Here is a 17,861-nt window from a genome sequence, read left to right as displayed (position 1 = left end):
GGTGTCACCGATCGACCGCTCTGCCCTAGGCTTTTCGGTCATGAGCAGTGCCGCCGCCTTCTCGTACGCACCCCTGCTGCCGACCGGTCCCGACCAGACGGAATACCGTCTGGTCACCGACGAGGGCGTGGACGTCGTCAACGGCCCGGGGGGTCGCCGGTTCCTCACCGTGGAGCCGGCCGCGCTGACCGCGTTGACCGCCGAGGCCATGCACGACATCGCCCACTTCCTGCGCCCGGCCCACCTGGCCCAGCTGCGGTCGATCATCGACGATCCGGCGGCCTCGCCGAACGACCGGTTCGTCGCGCTCGACCTGCTGCGCAACGCCAACATCGCGGCCGGTGGGGTGCTGCCGATGTGTCAGGACACCGGCACCGCGATCGTGATGGGCAAGCGCGGCCGGCACGTGCTGACCGACGGCGCCGACGCGGAGGCGATCTCGCACGGCGTCTACCAGGCGTACACCCGGCTCAACCTGCGTTACTCGCAGCTCGCGCCACTGACCATGTGGGACGAGCGGAACACCGGCAGCAACCTGCCGGCCCAGGTGGAGCTCTACGCCGAGGACCCGGACGGCCACCCGGACGCCTACAAGTTCCTGTTCATGGCCAAGGGCGGGGGCTCGGCCAACAAGTCCTACCTCTACCAGGAGACCAAGGCGCTGTTGAATCCGACGCGGATGATGCAGTTCCTGGAGGAGAAGCTGCGGCTGATCGGCACCGCGGCCTGCCCGCCCTACCACCTGGCGATCGTCATCGGCGGCACCTCCGCGGAGTACGCGTTGAAGACCGCCAAGTACGCCTCCGCGAAATACCTGGACGCGTTGCCGACGCAGGGTTCGATGAGCGCGCACGGCTTCCGTGACCTGGAGTTGGAGGCCGAGGTGCTGGAGCTGACCCGCAACTTCGGCATCGGCGCGCAGTTCGGCGGGCGCTACTTCTGCCACGACGTCCGGGTGGTCCGGCTGCCCCGGCACGGCGCCTCCTGCCCGGTCGCGATCGCGGTGTCCTGCTCCGCCGACCGGCAGGCGGTCGCCAAGATCACCCCGTCGGGTGTCTGGCTGGAGCGGCTCGAGACCGACCCGGCGCGGTTCCTGCCCGACGTCACCGACGAGACGCTCGACACCGAGGAGGTCGTCCGCGTCGACCTGAACCGGCCGATGGGCGAGATCCGCGCCGAGCTGTCGAAATATCCGGTGAAGACGCGCCTGTCGTTGACCGGCCCGCTGGTCGTCGCGCGGGACATCGCGCACGCGAAGATCGCCGAGCGGCTGGATGCCGGGGAGCCGATGCCGCAATATCTGCGCGACCACGCGGTCTACTACGCCGGCCCGGCCAAGACCCCCGAGGGCTACGCGTCCGGCTCGTTCGGTCCCACCACGGCCGGCCGGATGGACGCCTATGTGGAGAAGTTCCAGGCGGCCGGCGGCTCGCTGGTGATGCTGGCCAAGGGCAACAGGTCCGCCCAGGTGACCCGGTCCTGCGGCGCCCACGGCGGGTTCTACCTCGGCTCGATCGGCGGCCCGGCCGCCCGTCTCGCCCAGGACTGCATCAAGCACGTCGAGGTGCTCGAATACCCCGAGCTGGGGATGGAAGCGGTCTGGAAGATCGAGGTGGAGGACTTCCCGGCCTTCGTCGTGGTCGACGACAAGGGCAACGACTTCTTCGCCGAGGTGACCAAGCCGGTGCTCACGGTCGGCCGTCGCTGACCGACATCGGTGCGCTCGCCCGGCCTCTCGGCCCGGCGAGCGCACCGCCCCCGTCGGATGCCGTCACCGACAGCAACCCGGGATGAGTCTGGACGGCGTCGCTCTCGATCGTCTATCAGATCTCTATCACCTCGACGGGGAGTTCGGTGACCACCGCGTTACGCTGCTCGAAGTGCACAAGGGGCGTACGGGGGCGCGGATGCGGTTCGGGATCCTGGGACCCCTGCGGGTGGGCGGCGGCGAAGCCACCGTCACCGCAGGTCGGGACAGGACCGTGCTCGCCCTGTTGTTGCTGCGCGCCGGTCGGGTGGTGCCGTTCGACGAGCTGATCGACGCCGTCTGGGAGGAACGCCCGCCGGCCACCGCCCGGGCTCAGTTGCAGATCTGCGTGTCACGGTTGCGGCACCGGTTCGTGGTGCTCGGGCTGCCCGCCGAGGCCATCGTCACCGATCCGGTCGGCTACGGCATCCGGGTCGAGCCGGACGACCTGGACGCCGAGGTCTTCGGTCGGGCGGTTCACGCCGGCCGCGCCGCGGTTGCCGCCGGCCGGCCCGGGGAGGCGCGGCGCCACTATCGGGCCGCGCTGGCCCTGTGGCGGGGTCCGGCGCTCGGTGGAATCGCCAGCCGCAGCGTACGCCGGCTGGCGCAGGCCCTCGACGAGCAGCGACTGGCCGCGTTGGAGGAATGCGTAGAGGTCGAACTGCGGCTCCGTCCGGCGGCCGACCTGGTCGAGGAGTTGGCCGAGAGCGTCGAGCGGAACCCGCTGCGGGAGCGGCTGCGCGGCCAGCTCATGCGCGCCCTCGCCGGGGTCGGCCGGCAGGCCGACGCGCTCGCCGTCTACCGCGAGGGCCGCCGCCTCTACGCCGAGGAACTGGGGATCGAACCCGGTCCGGAGTTGCAGGAGCTGCACCAGCGGGTGCTCGCCGGCGACCTGGCTCTGGGCGCCGCGGAGGGCGGGTCTACCGCGCCGGTCCGGGCACTGCCCCGGGCGATCAGTGACTTCACCGGACGCCAGCAGACCGTGGCCCGGCTGGTGAAGGAGATCGAGGAGGACAAGGTCCGGGTCCAGCTCATCGACGGCATGGCCGGCAGCGGCAAGACCACCCTGGCCGTGTACCTGGCGGCCGCTCTCGGTGACCGTTATCCGGACGCGCATCTCTTCGTCGACCTGCACGGGCACAGCGAGCGCACGCCGCTGACCCCCTCGGCGGCGGTGGCCGTCCTGCTGCGCCAGCTCGGCGTGCCGCCGGAGCGGATGCCGCTCGACCTGGCGGACCGGTTGACCTTGTGGCGCACCGAACTGGCCAGCCGCCGGGCGCTCGTGGTGCTCGACAACGCGGGCGACAGCGCGCAGGTCGAGCCGCTGTTGCCGAACGGCCCGGACTGCCTCGTCCTGATCACCAGCCGCCGCCGGTTGCTCGGGCTCGACGAGGGGCGTCCGTCTTCCCTCCCCGTGCTCGACCGGGACGAGGCGGTGGAACTGCTCGGCCGGATCGTCGGTCGTGATCGCATCGCCGCCGAGCCCGCGGCGGCCGTCGAGGTGGCGCGCCGCTGCGGGCACCTGCCGCTGGCCCTGCGGTTGGCGGCGGCCCGGCTGGCGCACCGACCGAACTGGCGCGTCGCGGATCTGGCCGAACGGTTGGCCACCAGCACGGACCCCCTTGCCGAGCTGGCCGCCGGGGAGCGCTCGGTCGGACAGGCGTTCGCCCTGTCGTACGCCCAGGTTTCGCCCATGGCGCAGCGGCTGCTGCGGCTGCTCGGCCTGCCGCCCGAGGCCCGGTTGGACAACCGGGTGGCCGCCGCGTCGGCCGACCTTCCCTTGGGCGAGGCGCAGGACCTCCTCGACGAGCTGGTCGACGCGCACCTCGTGGAGGAGGTCGAGCCGGGCCGCTACCGGTTGCACGACCTGATCCGCGAGTACGCACGCACGCTGCTCGCCGAGCCGGCCCGGGCACAGGAGCGCCGCGCGGCCCTGGAACGCCTGCTGGACCACCACCTCGACGTGGCAACTGCGATCGCCCGGACGATCGAGTCGCCGGGCAGCCGGCAGTCCCTCCGCGCTGAACCGCCGCGCCGGCCCGATCTGGTCGCTGCCACGCTACCGCAGGGCCGGGCCTGGTTCGACGAGCACGGAGCGCTGCTGACCGCACTGGTCCAGCTCGCCGAGGCGGAGGGTTTCCCCCGGCACTGCTGGCAACTCGTCCGGGCCTGCTGGCGGGCCAACTTCGACAGTGGACACCTGGACGACCTGCTGGAGACGCACGCCGTCGGCCTGCGCGCGGCCAAGGCGCTCGGCGACGAGGCGGCGGTAGGGACCATCTACAACTACCTGTCCTCGGTCTACTACCGGCAGGCCCGGTTCCCCGAGGCCATCCGGTTGATGCGGCAGGCCCTGGAGATCCGCCGCCGACTCGGGCTCCGCGACGAGACGCGGGTCTCGCTGTGGAACCTGGGCGTCTCCTACTCGGCCAACGGCGACCATCAGCAGGGGATGGAGTGCTTCGACGCCGCGATGCAGATGATCCGCGGCGCGAACCACACGCCGGAGCTGGGCAACCTGGTCAACAACATCACGTATGCGCTGCTGATGGCCGGCCGCCACCCGGAGGCGCTTCGTCTCAGCCGGGCCCACCTGGTGCTCGCCCGGCAGAACCAGGACTTCAGCCAGTTGGCGAACGCGGTCGCGCACACCGGCATGATCCGGCACCGGATGGGCCACCTGGAGCCGGCCCGCCGGTTGCTGCGGGTCGCCCTGCGCCTCAAGCGGGCACACGTCGGCCGGCACGGCGAGGCCGAGGTGCTCAACGAGATGGGCGTCTTCGAGCGGCGGGCCGGTCGCCCCGAGCGGGCGGCCGAACTGCACCGGGAGGCTCTGGTCGTGATGATCGATTCGGGTGACCGGATCGGTCAGTGCACCTCGCGCAACCTGCTCGCCGCGGCGTTGCTCGACCAGGGCGACCACGCCAGCGCGCTCGACCTGCACCGCCGGGTGCTCGCCGACGCCACCCGGCTCGGTGCCCGCCACGAGCAGGCTCACGCGCTGGACGGCATGGCCCGGTGCCTGCGTGACTCTGACCCGCGGACGGCCCGCACGTACGCCAGCCGCGCGCTGATCCTGTTCCGGCAGGTCGAGGCACCGGGTGAGGCGGCGACCGCGGAGTTGCTGGCCGAGCTGGGCTGAGCCGGCGCGCGTTCCCCTGCACGTCGGCGGGTGGCGCGGCAGGATGGGGTGCGTGACGACTCCAGAGGCGACCGGTTACCGGATCGAACGCGACTCGATGGGCGAGGTGGAGGTGCCCGCCGAGGCGCTGTGGCGGGCGCAGACGCAGCGCGCGGTGCAGAACTTCCCGATCTCCGGGCGTGGGCTCGAACCGGCCCAGATCAAGGCGCTGGCGCAGATCAAGGGCGCGGCGGCCCAGGTCAACGGCGAGCTGGGGGTGATCGACGCGGACGTGGCCGAGGCGATCGCCGTCGCGGCGGCGCACGTCGTCGCCGGCGGCTACGACGACCAGTTCCCGGTGGACGTGTTCCAGACCGGTTCCGGCACGTCGTCCAACATGAACACCAACGAGGTGATCGCGTCGTTGGCGAGCCGCGAGCTGGGCCGGGACGTCCACCCGAACGACCACGTCAACGCGTCGCAGTCCAGCAACGACGTGTTCCCGACCTCGATCCACCTGGCCGCCACCCAGTTCGTGGTGGAGGATCTGCTTCCCTCGTTGACGCAGCTCGCCGGCGCGCTGGAGGCGAAGGCGGCCGAGTTCGAGACCGTGGTCAAGGCCGGTCGCACCCACCTGATGGACGCCACCCCGGTCACCCTGGGGCAGGAGTTCGGCGGCTACGCCGCGCAGGTCCGCTACGGCGTCGAGCGGCTGGAGTCGGCGTTGCCCCGGCTGGCCGAGCTGCCGCTCGGCGGCACCGCGGTCGGCACCGGCATCAACACGCCGCTCGGCTTCGCCGGCAAGGTGATCGGCCGGCTGCGGGACTCGACCGGCCTGCCGCTGTCCGAGGCGCGCAACCACTTCGAGGCACAGGGGGCCCGGGACGCGCTGGTGGAGACGTCGGGTCAGCTCCGCACCGTCGCGGTCGGCCTCTACAAGATCGCCAACGACGTACGCTGGATGGGTTCCGGCCCTCGCGCGGGCCTGCGCGAGCTGCGTATCCCGGATCTCCAGCCCGGCTCGTCGATCATGCCCGGCAAGGTCAATCCGGTGGTGGCCGAGGCGATGCGCCAGGTCTGCGCCCAGGTGATCGGCAACGATGCGGCGGTGGCCTTCGCCGGCTCGCAGGGTGACTTCGAGCTGAACGTGATGCTCCCGGTCATGGGCCGGAACCTGCTGGAGTCGATCAAGCTGATCGCCGCGTCCAGCCGGCTCTTCGCCGAGCGCCTGGTGGCCGGCCTGGTCGCGGACGCCGAGGTCTGCCTGGCGTACGCGGAGGGGTCGCCGTCGATCGTCACCCCGCTCAACCGTCACCTCGGCTACGACGAGGCCGCCTCGATCGCCAAGGAGGCGCTGGCCAGGCAGGTGTCCATCCGGGAGGTGGTGATCTCCCGCGGCCACGTCGACTCGGGCAAGCTCACCGAGACCCAGCTCGACGAGGCGCTGGACCTGCTCCGGATGACGCACCCCTGAGGTGGTCGGGGTGCGGCTGGGCCGGACGCCAGTTCGGTGAAGTGGCGGTGTCCGGCCGACCGGGATGCCACCACTTCCCCGAGCTGGTGTCGATCATTGGTCGACCAAGTCGGCGGTAAATGCCTCGCCCGCGTGCGGGAAGAGCGGGATGATCCGGCCGTGTCTGACAACCGGATTTTGCTGGAGACCGCAAGGCTGACGCTGCGCCGGTTGACCATGGACGACGTGGACCGGTTGGTCGAGCTGGACGCCGACCCGGAGGTGATGCGGTTCCTGACCAACGGCGCGGCGACGCCGGCCGCGACGATCCGGAGTGAGATGTTGCCCCGGCTGCTCGCGCAGTACGACCGCTGTCCCGGCCTCGGCTGCTGGGCCACGCTCGACCGGTTCACCGGTGAGTTCCTCGGCTGGCTCGCGCTCGACCCGTCCGACGACGGCGCCGAGGGGGAGTTGGGCTACCGGCTGCGTCGCCCGGCCTGGGGGCACGGTCTGGCCACCGAGGGGGCGCGGGCACTGGTCCGGCACGCGTTCGACACGGTCGGTGTCCGTCGGGTGTGGGCGCAGACGATGGCGGTGAACGACCGGTCCCGGGCGGTGATGGCCCGGGCCGGGTTGCGCTACGTCCGCACGTTCCACCTGACGTTCGACGACCCCATTCCGGGTACGGAGCACGGCGAGGTCGAATACGAGCTGCTCGCCGGGGACTGGCCGGGGGTGCGTCAGGAGTGGGACGCCGCCCTGCGTGCCCGGTAGGCGCTGACCGCGGCCCGGTTGCCGCAGCCACCGTCGCAGAACCGGCGGGACCGGTTCTTCGACAGGTCGACCAGCACGTTGTCGCAGTCGGGGTGGTCGCAGTGGCGCAGTCGGCTCAGCTCGTTCGTGCGGACCAGGTCGGCCATGGCCATCGCGGCCTCGACCGCCATCCGGGTCGCCAGCGGCGCGTCGCGGGGCACGGCGTGCAGATGGTACGGCTCGTCGTCGTGCCGGATGAGCTGCGGCAGCGCCCGAGACTCGCGGAGCAGCGCGTTGACGATCTCCACCAGCTCGTCGGTGTCGGCGTCCCAGAGCCGGCGCAGCCGGGGTCGCAGCGCGCGGACCTGGCGCAGCTCGGTGGCGGTGTGCTCGTGCCGGCCGCTCCACCCGTGTGCGGTGAAGAACCGGTCGAGCGCGGCCACGTCGGGCAGGCCCTCCCGATCCGGGTCGGCGGTGTTCACCAGTGCGGCGGCGGCGACCAGCGCGCACTCGGTGTCATGAGCGAAAAGCAACTTGACTCCTGTCGGACGGTGCCCCTAGCGTCATCAGCGTAACGCTCCTTCACTCATGACCGGGAGTTGCCGATGCGTGAACGGTCCGGCGCCGGGCTCGGCCTGGCCCTGCTCTCCGCGCTCACGTTCGCCACCTCGGGCACGTTCGCCCGGCCGCTGATCACCGGCGAGTGGTCGGCCGTGGCGGTGGTGATCGCCCGGGTCGGCATCGCCGCCCTGGTGCTGGCCGTGCCCGCCCTGCTGGCGCTGCGCCGCCGGTGGCCGGTGCTGCGCCGCAACGCGCTCACGGTGGTGCTGTTCGGGCTGCTCGGCGTGGCCATGGCCCAGGCGTGCTTCTTCAACGCGGTCCGCTACCTGCCGGTCGGCGTCGCGCTGCTGCTGGAATACCTCGGCATCGTGCTGGTGGTCGGGTGGATGTGGCTGGTACACGGCCAGCGTCCCCGGCGGCTGACCGTGGCCGGCTCGCTCACCGCGCTGTTGGGCCTGGTGTTCGTACTCGACCTCACCGGCGCCGGCCGGCTCGACCCGGTGGGCGTGCTCTGGGGCCTCGGCGCCGGGATCGGACTGGCCGGCTACTTCGTCATCGCCGGACGCCTCGACGACGCGCTGCCCTCGGTGGTGATGGCCAGCGGCGGCATGGCTGTCGGTGCCCTGGCGCTGCTGCTGCTCGGCGCGGTCGGGGCGCTTCCGCTGGCCGCCGGCACCGCCGACGTCAGCTTCGCCGGCCACCGGGTGAGCTGGCTGGTGCCGATCGCCGGGTTGTCGCTGGTCGCCGCCGTGGTCGCCTACCTGACCGGGGTGGCCGGCACGCGGCTGCTCGGCGCCCGGCTCTCCTCGTTCGTCGGGCTGACCGAGGTGATGTTCGCGGTGCTCATCGCCTGGCTGGTGCTGAACGAGCTGCCGACCGCGGTCCAGCTGGCCGGCGGGGTGCTCATCGTCGGTGGTGTCGCCCTGGTCCGGGTGGACGAGATGCGGTCCGCCCCGGAGGCGGTCGCGCCGGCCCCGGCGGAGCCCGCGCTGAGCGGCGACCGATGAGCGCGCCCCGCGCCGCCGTCGTCTTCGACGCCGACGAAACCCTGATCGACCTGCGCCCGGCGGTCACCGGCGCGCTGGCGGCCGTACTCGAGGAGATGCGGCGGCGGACCCCGGCGGCGGCCGACGTCTCGCTCGCGGACCTGGAGGGCGACTGGGGTTCGGTCTTCGGCGCGCTCAGCGCCGCCCCGGTGCAGGAGATCCGGCGTGCCGCGCTGGCCCGGTCGCTGGCCCGGGCCGGGCTCGGCGCCCACCTCGACGAGTTCGCCGCGCTCTTCTTCGCCCGCCGGTACGCCCTGAGCCGGCCGTTCCCGGACGCGCTGCCGACGCTTGCCGCGTTGCGCCCGCACCACCTGCTGGGCTTCGCCACCAACGGCAACAGCCGCGCCGAACGCTGCGGCCTCGCCGGGCAGTTCGCCTTCGCGTTGTACGCGCACGAGGGCGGCCTGCCGAAGAAGCCGGCACCCGGGTTCTTCGCCGGCGTGGTGGCAGCCGCCGGGCTGCCCGCCGGCCGGATCGTCCACGTCGGCGACTCGCCGGAGCACGACGTGGTCGCCGCCCAGCGGGCCGGCCTGCGGACCGTCTGGCTCAACCGGGCCGGCCTGCCCCGCCCGCCCGGCCTCGAACCCGACGCCGAGGTGTCCACGTTGAGCGACCTGCCGGGGGTGCTTGTCGATGTGACGAGCACGAATGCCTGATTGCCGACCATTCCGGGCGCACACCTGGCGAAACCCGCTCCCGTGATGTGGGATGACTGCCACGTCCCTCAACGAGAGGATCTGAATGTGGTGAGCAAGCGCTTCACCGCCGGCGCGGTCGCGGTCGCGGCCTCGCTGGCACTCACGGTGACCGGTCTTGGCGTCCCGGCGACCGCCGCGCCGTCGGACACCCGGACCTTCACCGTGCTGGCCGAGAGCGGCGTCTCCACCGACGCCGCGATCGCCGCGATCAAGGCGGCCGGCGGCACGGTCGTCTCCCGCACCGACGACGTCGGCCTCTTCCAGGTGACAAGCGACCGGGCGGACTTCGCCAGCCGCGCCACCGCCGCCGGAGCGCTGGTCGGCGCGGCCGAGGAGAAGGCGATCGGGCGCAAGCCGAAGCTGGACCGGGTCGAGCAGGAACACCTGCTCGCTGCCGTCGCGAGCAAGGGCAAGGCCGCCAAGGGCAACGCCAGGAAGATGGACCCGCTGGACGACAAGCTCTGGGGTCTGGACATGATCCGGGCCGACCAGGCGCGCAAGATCGAGCCGGGTGACCGCCGGGTGACCGTCGGCGTCCTGGACACCGGCGTCGACGCCAGCCAGCCCGACCTCGCCCCGAACTTCAACTGGGCGCTGTCGCGCAACTTCGCGCCGGACATCGCCGACGTCGACGGCCCGTGCGAGGTGGCGAGCTGCCTCGACCCGGTCGGCACCGACGACGGCGGCCACGGCACGCACGTGGCCGGCACGATCGGCGCCGCCGCCAACGGCTTCGGCCTCTCCGGCGTGGCCCCGAAGATCTCCCTGGTCGAGCTGAAGGGTGGCCAGGACAGCGGCTACTTCTTCCTCAACCCGGTGGTCAACGCGCTGGTGCACGCGGGCCGCTCCGGGCTCGACGTGGTCAACATGTCGTTCTACGTCGACCCGTGGCTCTACAACTGCGCCGCCAACCCGGCCGACTCGCCGGAGGCGCAGGCCGAGCAGCGGACCATCATCGAGGCCATGAAGCGGGCGCTGACCTTCGCGCACCGCAAGGGCGTCACGCTGGTCGGCGCGCTGGGCAACAACCACGAGGACCTGGGCGACCCGCGCACGGACGTGAGCAGCCCGGACTACGGCGCCGACCCGTACCCGCGGCCGATCGACAACGCGAGCTGCTGGGACCTGCCCACCGAGGGGCCGCACGTGATCAGCGTGTCGTCCGTCGGCCCGTCCGGCAAGAAGGCCGACTACTCGAACTACGGCACCGAGCAGACCTCGGTGGCGGCGCCGGGCGGTTGGTTCCGGGACGGCTTCGGCACCGACACCTACCGTGCCGACGCCAACATGATCCTCTCCACGTACCCGAAGAAGGTGCTGCAGGAGGAGGGGTCGGTCGACGAGAACGGCAACATCGTGGCCGGCTTCGAGAACTCGGTGTTCAAGCAGTGCAACGCCAAGGGTGAGTGTGGCTACTACACCTACCTCCAGGGCACCTCGATGGCGTCCCCGCACGCCGCCGGCGTGGCCGCGCTGATCGTCAGCCGGTGGGGCAAGAAGCAGGGCCGGGACGGCTACGGCATGGCGCCGGACCTGGTCGAGCAGCACCTCTACCGGACGGCGGCCGAACACGCCTGCCCGGAGCCGCGGCTGCAGACCTACACCAACGAGGGCCGCAACGCCGAGTTCGACGCGTACTGCGCGGGCTCGTTGAACTTCAACGGCTTCTACGGCTATGGCATCGTGGACGCCTTCGCGGCGGTGAAGACCCCGCTGAAGCCCAACGCGCGACCGTAACCACTCCGCACCATCGAGAAGCCCGGGCGACCTACGTCGCCCGGGCTTCTCCGTGCCGCGACTGCGCGCAGTGACCATCCCGCCGGTCGCCGGTCGCCGGCGCGACCAGTTGCAGCGACACCGGCTCGTCACGGCCGCCAACCCCGGGCCACCAGGGCGGCGCGGATTTCGCGGACCAGGGCGGGAAACTCCTGGCGCAGGCGTCGGCCGGTCACATGCAGCACCAGCCAGCCCGCCTCGACGAGTTGGTTGAGCCGGCGCCGGTCGAGGTGCATCCGGTCGGGATCGGCGTGCCACTGACCGTCGTACTCCACGGCGACCCGGAACTCCGGCCAGGCGAGGTCGGGATGCAGGACGAGGCCGGTGGACACGCGTACCGGATGCCGCGCCACCGGTCGCGGGAGCCCGGCGAGCATGAGCCGCACCCGCAGGTGGGACTCGGGTGGTGACTGGGCGCAGCCGTCGGTGAGGCCGAACACCCAGGACGCCCGGCGGCCACCCGGCCGGCCGGCGTTGCGGACCGCCTCGGTGGCCAGCCCGGACCGGTTGACCACCCCGATACGCAGCAGCCCGTCGATGACGCCGACCGCCCTCACCGGATCGGCCCAGACCGCCGTCTCCCAGGCGCACGCGGCAGGCTCGGTGCGAGGTGGTGGCCGGTGCGCGCCGGTCGGCGAGGTCGGGGGCGGCGCGTCGGTAGCGCACGGCGGACGGCTCCGAACCGGCGCCGTCAGGGTCACCACATCCGAGGGCCGGACCGATGTGAGCGGCCTGCGGTCGCTGCTCGGTGCGGTGCCGCTTGGCGCGGTGCCGCTTGGCGCGGTGCCGCTTGGCGCGGTGCCGCGGATCGGCGTGGTAACGGGAGCCGATCTCGGCGAGGTTCCGGGAGCGGCGGTTCCGGGAGCGGCGGTTCGGGGAGCGGCGGCTCGGGAGGCGGCGGCTCGGGAGGCGGCGGCTCGGGGAGCGGCGGCTCCGGGGCCGTCGGCTCCGGGATCGGCGGCGGGGACCAGGAGGCCACTGCCGGTGCCGGACATCGGCGCGTGGTGCACCCGGACGCCCGGTTGGGAATCGGCCCGGACTGTGGCCGGAAGCAGGACGTGCACGTCGTCGGTGAAGTCGGCGGCGTGCTCGACCCCGTGCAGGTAGGCCGCGGACGGCCCGGCGATCAAGGTGCCGGGTGGCATCCGGAGCAGCACGGCCCGGCAGGCCAGCGCGTGGTCGCGATCGAGGCGGGCATCGGCGTAGATGTCCTGCCGCAGCCGGACCCAGGACGCGCCCCGAAGGTGGTGTCGGGACAGCAGCCCGCGGCGGACCGCGTCCGAGCCACGGAAGACCTGCCAGACCAACTGCGGTGGCCGATGTGGATGAGGTGGCATGTGTCCAGCGTGAGCCGGACCCGCCGCCGTCTCCATCCCTGTGGACAACCACTGCCGACCCTGACCGCCGCACCCTGTGGACAACCACCACGCGGCCCGTCGGTGTGCTAACACCACGCGTCCATCTACCCGAAGATCGACTTCACTTCGCCGAAGTGGCGGTATCCGTCCCGTTCCGATGCCGCCACCTCGGCGCAATGGTGAACGGTGGACACATCGCGGGGGCACGTGCTTGCCGAGGGCCGATGGCGGAGGTGGTGGCGTAGTCACCGCGTCTCCGGGCCGGGTCACTGAATGATCGTCTCCACTTCGCCGAGGTGGTGGTGTCCGGTGGGCCTTGATGCCGCCACTTCGCCGAGCTGATGGGCCGGGGTGGGTGGGATCCCGCCACCTCGCCGAGCTGGCGCCACACGGAGCCGGGCGAGTCGGTCAGGAGAGCGCGGCGGCGACCGCCTCCGCGGCGGCGGTGACCTGGGCGCCGACCTCGGTCACGTCGAGCGCGGTCAGTGACACCACGCCGACGCTCCCCTCCAGCCCCGGCACCCCGAGCACCGGCGCGGCCACCCCGTACGCCCCGGATTGGAGCTCACCGCTGGTGCTGACCGGTCCGGGATCGCCGGCCCGTCCGGCGAGTACGGCCCGGCCCGCCGCGCCCCGCTCCAGCGGGTGCCGGGAGCCGGTCCGGTACGCCACGTGGAAGGCGGTCCAGCTCGGCTCGACCACTGCCAGCGCGACCCCCTCGCCGCCCTCGACCACGGTCAGGTGCGCGGTCGCCCCGGTCTGCTCGGCGAGCCGGCGCAGCGCGGGCATCGCGCCCTCGGCGAGCAGCGGCTGGGCGCGGCGGGCCAGGTGCAGCACGCCGACGCCGATCCGCAGCCGGCCTTCGCCGTCGCGCCGGAGCATGCCGTGCCCGGCCAGCGCGCCGACCAGCCGGTAGACCGCCGCCCGGCCGATGCCCAGCCGGTGCGCCGCCTCGGTGACGGTCAGCCCGCCCGGGGCGTCCGCGACGAGGTGCAGCAGACGCAGACCCCGGTCCAGGGTCTGCGCGGTCTCTCCCGAGCGTGCCGCCGTGTCCACAGCACGCAGCGTACGACCCGGCTCCGGCCAACCTCGAAATGTGCGGACGGCTACCCTTGTGAGGTGACGCTACGCCTGTATGACACCGCCACCCGATCGGTGCGGGACTTCGTCCCGCGGGAAGCCGGCAAGGTGGGGGTCTACCTGTGTGGTCTCACGCTCCAGGGACCCCCGCACATCGGCCACCTTCGCTCCGGCGTCAACTACGACGTGCTGCGTCGCTGGCTGGTCGCCAACGGGTTCGAGGTCACCTTCATCCGCAACCTGACCGACATCGACGACAAGGTCCTGGCCAAGGCCATGGAGCAGGGCCAGCCCTTCTGGTCGATCGCGTACGCCAACGAGCAGATCCTCGCCGCCTCCTACCGGGCGCTGAACGTGCTCCCGCCGACCTACGAGCCGCGGGCCACCGGGCACGTCCCGGAGATGCACGAGCTGATCGCCCGCCTGATCGAGACCGGGCACGCCTACCCGGCCGGCGACAACTCCGGCGACGTCTACTTCGACGTGGCCTCCTGGCCGGCCTACGGTTCGCTGTCCGGGCAGTCCCCGGCCGACATGCAGCCCGCCGGGGACGCCCCCGACCGGGGCAAGCGGGATCCGCGTGACTTCGCGCTCTGGAAGGGCGCCAAGCCGGGCGAACCGGCCGACGCCTCCTGGCCGTCGCCGTGGGGTCGCGGCCGGCCCGGCTGGCACATCGAGTGCTCGGCGATGTGCTGGCGTTACCTGGGCGCCGAGTTCGACATCCACGGCGGCGGGCTCGACCTGACGTTCCCGCACCACGAGAACGAGATCGCCCAGTCGCAGGCCGCCGACCTGCCGTTCGCCCGCTACTGGGTGCACCACGGCCTGCTCGGCATCGGCGGCACCAAGATGGGCAAGTCGCTGGGCAACACGCTCGACCTCGACTACGTGGCCTCGCTCGGGGTGCGCCCGGTGGAGCTGCGCTACTACTACGCCGCCGCGCACTACCGGTCCCACATCGACTACTCGGAGGACGCGCTGCGTGAGGCCGCGGTCGCGTACCGGAGGATCGAGGGCTTCGTGCAACGGGCGGCCGAGCGGGTCGGCGCGGGCCGGCCCGACGGGTTGCCGGACGCCTTCGCGGCGGCGATGGACGACGACCTCAACACCTCGGCGGCGCTCGCCGTGCTGCACGAGGTGGTCCGGGACGGCAACACGGCGCTGAGCGGCGGCGACGATGTGACCGTCCGCACGACGCTCGCCGCTGCCCGGGCGATGCTGGATATCCTCGGCGTCGACCCCCTGGATCCGGCCTGGACCGGCGCCGACCGCGCGGGCGACCTGCGCGGCGTGGTGGATTCACTGATCGCGCTGGCCCTGGAGCAGCGCGCGCAGGCCCGAGGCCGCAAGGACTGGGCCGCCGCCGACGCCGTACGCGACCAGCTCAAGCAGGCCGGCGTGGTCGTCGAGGACACCCCCCAGGGCCCGCGTTGGACTATTGGAGAGCAGGACTGATGGCCGGCAACTCACAGCGCCGTGGCCGGCGACTGACGCCGAAGGCGGGCGCCCCCAAGGGCACCGGTGGCAAGAACAAGGACTCCCTCGCCGGCCGGGGTCGCACCCTGCCCGCGGACGAGCGTCCCTGGCACAAGGCCTACTCGGGCACCGAGAAGCTGCCCCAGCGCACCGCCTGGAAGCAGGACAAGGAGCGCCGTGCCGCCGCCGAGGAGGGCCGCGCGCCCAAGATCGGTCAGCCGGGCAGCAAGGACACCACCTGGGGCAAGGGCGGCGGCCGGGGCGTACCCAACGCCAAGGGCCGCAGTGGCGGCGGCAAGCCGGCCGGCCGCTCCGGTGGGCCCCGGGTCGCGCCGGGCCGCAAGTCGAACCCGGCGAAGGACAGCCCCGAGCTGCTCGTCGGGCGTAACCCGGTGCTGGAGTCGCTCCGCACGCAGGTGCCGGCGACCGCGCTCTACACCGCGCAGGGCATCGACGTCGACGACCGGGTCAAGGAGATCGTCCGCACCGCCGCCGACCGGGGCATCGCGATCCTCGAGGTCAGCCGCACCGAGCTGGACCGGATGACCGGCGGCGTGCTGCACCAGGGCGTCGGCCTCCAGGTGCCGCCGTTCGCCTACGAGCCGTTCGAGGACCTGGTCACCGCCGCGCTGGAGCAGGCGGCCCCGCTGCTGGTCGCGCTGGACGGGGTCACCGACCCGCGCAACCTCGGCGCGGTGATCCGGTCGGCCGCCGCGTTCGGCGCCCAGGGTGTCTTCGTACCGGAGCGGCGTGCCGCCGGGATCACCGCGACCGCCTGGCGGACCAGCGCCGGCGCGGCCGCGCGCGTCCCGGTCGCCCAGGTCACCAACCTGACCCGGTCGCTCAAGGCGTGCAAGGAGGCCGGCTTCGTCGTGGTCGGCCTGGACGCCGACGGGCAGACCGACCTGTACGACCTGGAAGCCGCGGTCGGCCCGCTGGTCGTGGTGGTCGGCTCGGAGGGCCGTGGCCTGTCCCGCCTGGTCGGCGAGACCTGCGACCTGACCGTCAGCATCCCGATGGTCTCCGACGTCGAGTCGCTCAACGCCAGCGTCGCCGCCGCGGTCACGCTCGCCGAGGTCGCCCGCCGCCGCGCCGTCGAGGCCTGACCACAAGCACGAAAAGGGGCGGTCCGCCGTGGCGGGCCGCCCCTTTTTCGCGTACGTCAGATCCGCTGGCCGGTGACGGCGTGGAAGACGTGGTTGCGGCCGATGCGCGGCTTGACGAACACGGTGTCGCCCATGTTCGGCATGCTGCGCCGGTCGGTGCGGATCACGAACCGCTCGTTGTGGCCCTCGAGCGCCGCGTGACCGTAGATGTTGGCGTCGGAGCCGAGGTCCTCCACCAGCTCGACCACGACCGGCATGCCGCCCTCGGACGGGCTCACCAGGTCGCAGTCCTCCGGCCGGAAGCCGACGGTGACCTTGCCGTCGCCACCCTCGCCACGGGCCGCCGCGATCTGCTCGCGGGTCAGCGGCAGGATCATCTCGGCGAACGCGCCACCCTGCTCGGTCAGTGGCACCGTCTTGATGTTCATGGCCGGGGAGCCCATGAAGCCGGCGACGAAGACGTTGGACGGGGTGTCGTAGAGCGCCCGCGGGGTGTCCACCTGCTGGAGCACGCCGTCCAGCATGACCGCCACCCGGTGACCCATGGTCATGGCCTCGACCTGGTCGTGGGTGACGTAGACCGTGGTGACACCGAGCTTCGCCTGGAGCGAGGCGATCTGCGTACGGGTCTGGACGCGCAGCTTGGCGTCGAGGTTCGACAGCGGCTCGTCCATGAGGAAGACCTGCGGCTCGCGGACGATCGCGCGGCCCATCGCGACCCGCTGGCGCTGACCGCCGGAGAGCGCCTTCGGCTTGCGGCTGAGGAACTCCTCCAACTGCAGGAGGTTGGCTGCCTCCTTGACCCGCCGGTCGATCTCCGACTTCGAGGTCTTGCGCAGCTTGAGGGCGAACGCCATGTTCTCGTACACCGTCATGTGCGGGTAGAGGGCGTAGTTCTGGAAGACCATCGCGATGTCGCGGGCCTTCGGCGGGAGGTGGGTGACGTCCCGCTCGTCGATGTAGATCGCGCCGTCGTCGACGTCCTCCAGGCCGGCGAGCATCCGCAGGCTGGTGGACTTGCCGCAGCCGGACGGGCCGACCAGGACGAGGAACTCCCCGTCACCGATCTGCAGGTCGAGCTGGTTGACGGCGGGGCGCTCGGTGCCCGGATAGATCCGGGACGCCTTGGAGTAAGTGACCGTAGCCATGATGGAGCGCTTCCTTTCACCGGCAGGAACGTGCCGGACGATCCGAGTGAAGGAGCGACCGGCACCCAAGGTGCCGGCCAAACGGGGCGTCACCCGAGCAGCCGGGGCCGGCCGGAGTGTCGTCCGTGTCACTGCACCGTAAACGGCTTTCACGATCGTGCCAAGGCGAGGAGCAACGGGTGGGACGGACTGCATACACATTTCGGTCAGCCGGGCACGTCAGGGCATCAATCTCCCGGCCAGGAGCGCGATCCGGTGACGATCCGTCGGCCGGGCCGGTCGGGAAACTGACGTTTTCCGTGGTCGGGAGCGCTGCCAGGCGGGATTTCCGGGACCCAGTCGCTATGCTGAGCCGGTCACACGCGCCCCTGTAGCTCAGCTGGCCAGAGCACTCGCCTTGTAAGCGAGATGTCGCCGGTTCGATCCCGGCCGGGGGCTCCAAATTCCATCAGGCCCCCGGGCCGTCCGGTCCGACCACCCGCCTCCGACCGGCCGCCCCCGCCATGGCGTTCACGCTGCCACGACGGGGGCGACGGAG

13 protein-coding genes and 1 tRNA gene are annotated in these 17,861 nt (G+C 72.2%); 10 read left to right on the top strand and 4 right to left on the bottom strand.

Annotated elements, in window-relative coordinates:
- Positions 1-40: 40 nt before the first annotated feature.
- The 4 genes from ACGFI2_RS15490 (at position 41) to ACGFI2_RS15475 (ending at position 7,095) form a co-directional block, all read left to right on the top strand.
- Positions 41-1,708, top strand: coding sequence for a fumarate hydratase (locus ACGFI2_RS15490; RefSeq protein ID WP_393516610.1), 1,668 nt, complete (start codon positions 41-43; stop codon positions 1,706-1,708).
- Between the two features lie 199 nt (positions 1,709-1,907).
- The gene (locus ACGFI2_RS15485; RefSeq protein WP_393516936.1) at positions 1,908-4,889 is read left to right on the top strand and encodes a BTAD domain-containing putative transcriptional regulator; all 2,982 of its coding nucleotides are present in this window, start codon (positions 1,908-1,910) and stop codon (positions 4,887-4,889) included.
- A gap of 43 nt (positions 4,890-4,932) precedes the next feature.
- On the top strand, positions 4,933-6,342 hold the full coding sequence (locus ACGFI2_RS15480; protein WP_393516607.1) for a class II fumarate hydratase: 1,410 nt from the start codon (positions 4,933-4,935) through the stop codon (positions 6,340-6,342).
- A gap of 159 nt (positions 6,343-6,501) precedes the next feature.
- Positions 6,502-7,095, top strand: a complete 594-nt coding sequence (locus ACGFI2_RS15475) for a GNAT family N-acetyltransferase (RefSeq protein WP_393516604.1) — start codon at positions 6,502-6,504, stop codon at positions 7,093-7,095.
- Here the strand turns inward: ACGFI2_RS15475 and ACGFI2_RS15470 are convergent.
- Complete coding sequence (locus tag ACGFI2_RS15470) at positions 7,062-7,607, bottom strand: CGNR zinc finger domain-containing protein (RefSeq protein WP_393516601.1); 546 nt, start codon at positions 7,605-7,607, stop codon at positions 7,062-7,064. The genes ACGFI2_RS15475 and ACGFI2_RS15470 overlap by 34 nt on opposite strands.
- A gap of 72 nt (positions 7,608-7,679) precedes the next feature.
- On the opposite strand from ACGFI2_RS15470, the gene ACGFI2_RS15465 reads away from it, so the two are divergent.
- The 3 genes from ACGFI2_RS15465 (at position 7,680) to ACGFI2_RS15455 (ending at position 11,116) form a co-directional block, all read left to right on the top strand.
- Positions 7,680-8,642: a DMT family transporter gene (locus ACGFI2_RS15465; RefSeq protein ID WP_393516598.1), complete on the top strand. Its 963-nt coding sequence runs from the start codon at positions 7,680-7,682 to the stop codon at positions 8,640-8,642.
- Positions 8,639-9,337, top strand: a complete 699-nt coding sequence (locus tag ACGFI2_RS15460) for an HAD family hydrolase (RefSeq protein ID WP_393516595.1) — start codon at positions 8,639-8,641, stop codon at positions 9,335-9,337. The genes ACGFI2_RS15465 and ACGFI2_RS15460 overlap by 4 nt, the downstream gene beginning before the upstream one ends.
- A 90-nt stretch (positions 9,338-9,427) precedes the next feature.
- Positions 9,428-11,116 carry a S8 family serine peptidase gene (locus tag ACGFI2_RS15455; protein ID WP_393516933.1) on the top strand — a complete coding sequence of 563 codons (1,689 nt, stop codon included), beginning with the start codon at positions 9,428-9,430 and terminating at the stop codon, positions 11,114-11,116.
- A gap of 128 nt (positions 11,117-11,244) precedes the next feature.
- On the opposite strand, the gene ACGFI2_RS15450 is transcribed toward ACGFI2_RS15455, so the two are convergent.
- On the bottom strand, positions 11,245-11,712 hold the full coding sequence (locus ACGFI2_RS15450; RefSeq protein WP_393516592.1) for an endonuclease domain-containing protein: 468 nt from the start codon (positions 11,710-11,712) through the stop codon (positions 11,245-11,247).
- Between the two features lie 1,209 nt (positions 11,713-12,921).
- Positions 12,922-13,569 carry an IclR family transcriptional regulator gene (locus tag ACGFI2_RS15445; protein ID WP_393516589.1) on the bottom strand — a complete coding sequence of 216 codons (648 nt, stop codon included), beginning with the start codon at positions 13,567-13,569 and terminating at the stop codon, positions 12,922-12,924.
- A gap of 63 nt (positions 13,570-13,632) precedes the next feature.
- Here ACGFI2_RS15445 and cysS point away from each other — a divergent pair, with 63 nt between their 5' ends.
- Both cysS and rlmB read left to right on the top strand, forming a co-directional pair.
- A complete protein-coding gene (gene cysS, locus ACGFI2_RS15440; RefSeq protein WP_393516586.1) occupies positions 13,633-15,048 on the top strand; it encodes a cysteine--tRNA ligase in 1,416 nt (471 codons plus the stop codon).
- Positions 15,048-16,175 (top strand): 23S rRNA (guanosine(2251)-2'-O)-methyltransferase RlmB, encoded by a 1,128-nt coding sequence (rlmB, locus tag ACGFI2_RS15435; RefSeq protein WP_393516583.1) that lies wholly within the window; start codon positions 15,048-15,050, stop codon positions 16,173-16,175. The genes cysS and rlmB overlap by 1 nt, the downstream gene beginning before the upstream one ends.
- 56 nt (positions 16,176-16,231) lie before the next feature.
- On the opposite strand, the gene ACGFI2_RS15430 is transcribed toward rlmB, so the two are convergent.
- Positions 16,232-17,323 (bottom strand): ABC transporter ATP-binding protein, encoded by a 1,092-nt coding sequence (locus ACGFI2_RS15430; RefSeq protein WP_393516580.1) that lies wholly within the window; start codon positions 17,321-17,323, stop codon positions 16,232-16,234.
- A 364-nt stretch (positions 17,324-17,687) separates the two neighbouring features.
- Between ACGFI2_RS15430 and ACGFI2_RS15425 the strand changes: the two genes are divergently transcribed.
- Positions 17,688-17,764: transfer RNA gene (locus ACGFI2_RS15425), tRNA-Thr, on the top strand.
- Positions 17,765-17,861: the final 97 nt, after the last annotated feature.

It is taken from the genome of Micromonospora sp. NPDC049282 (assembly GCF_043197045.1).
Taxonomy (GTDB): domain Bacteria; phylum Actinomycetota; class Actinomycetes; order Mycobacteriales; family Micromonosporaceae; genus Micromonospora.
The sequence above is the reverse complement of the archived record's forward strand: the minus strand, read 5'-3'. Positions and strand labels throughout refer to the sequence as shown.

Excerpts from the sequence above, each read along its gene's own strand:
- ACGFI2_RS15490 (WP_393516610.1), top strand. The coding sequence starts at position 41 with ATGAGCAGTGCCGCCGCCTTCTCGTACGCACCCCTGCTGCCGACCGGT.
- ACGFI2_RS15485 (WP_393516936.1), top strand. The coding sequence starts at position 1,908 with ATGCGGTTCGGGATCCTGGGACCCCTGCGGGTGGGCGGCGGCGAAGCC.
- ACGFI2_RS15480 (WP_393516607.1), top strand. The coding sequence starts at position 4,933 with ATGGGGTGCGTGACGACTCCAGAGGCGACCGGTTACCGGATCGAACGC.
- ACGFI2_RS15465 (WP_393516598.1), top strand. The coding sequence starts at position 7,680 with ATGCGTGAACGGTCCGGCGCCGGGCTCGGCCTGGCCCTGCTCTCCGCG.
- ACGFI2_RS15460 (WP_393516595.1), top strand. The coding sequence starts at position 8,639 with ATGAGCGCGCCCCGCGCCGCCGTCGTCTTCGACGCCGACGAAACCCTG.
- rlmB (WP_393516583.1), top strand. The coding sequence starts at position 15,048 with ATGGCCGGCAACTCACAGCGCCGTGGCCGGCGACTGACGCCGAAGGCG.
- ACGFI2_RS15430 (WP_393516580.1), bottom strand. The coding sequence starts at position 17,323 with ATGGCTACGGTCACTTACTCCAAGGCGTCCCGGATCTATCCGGGCACC.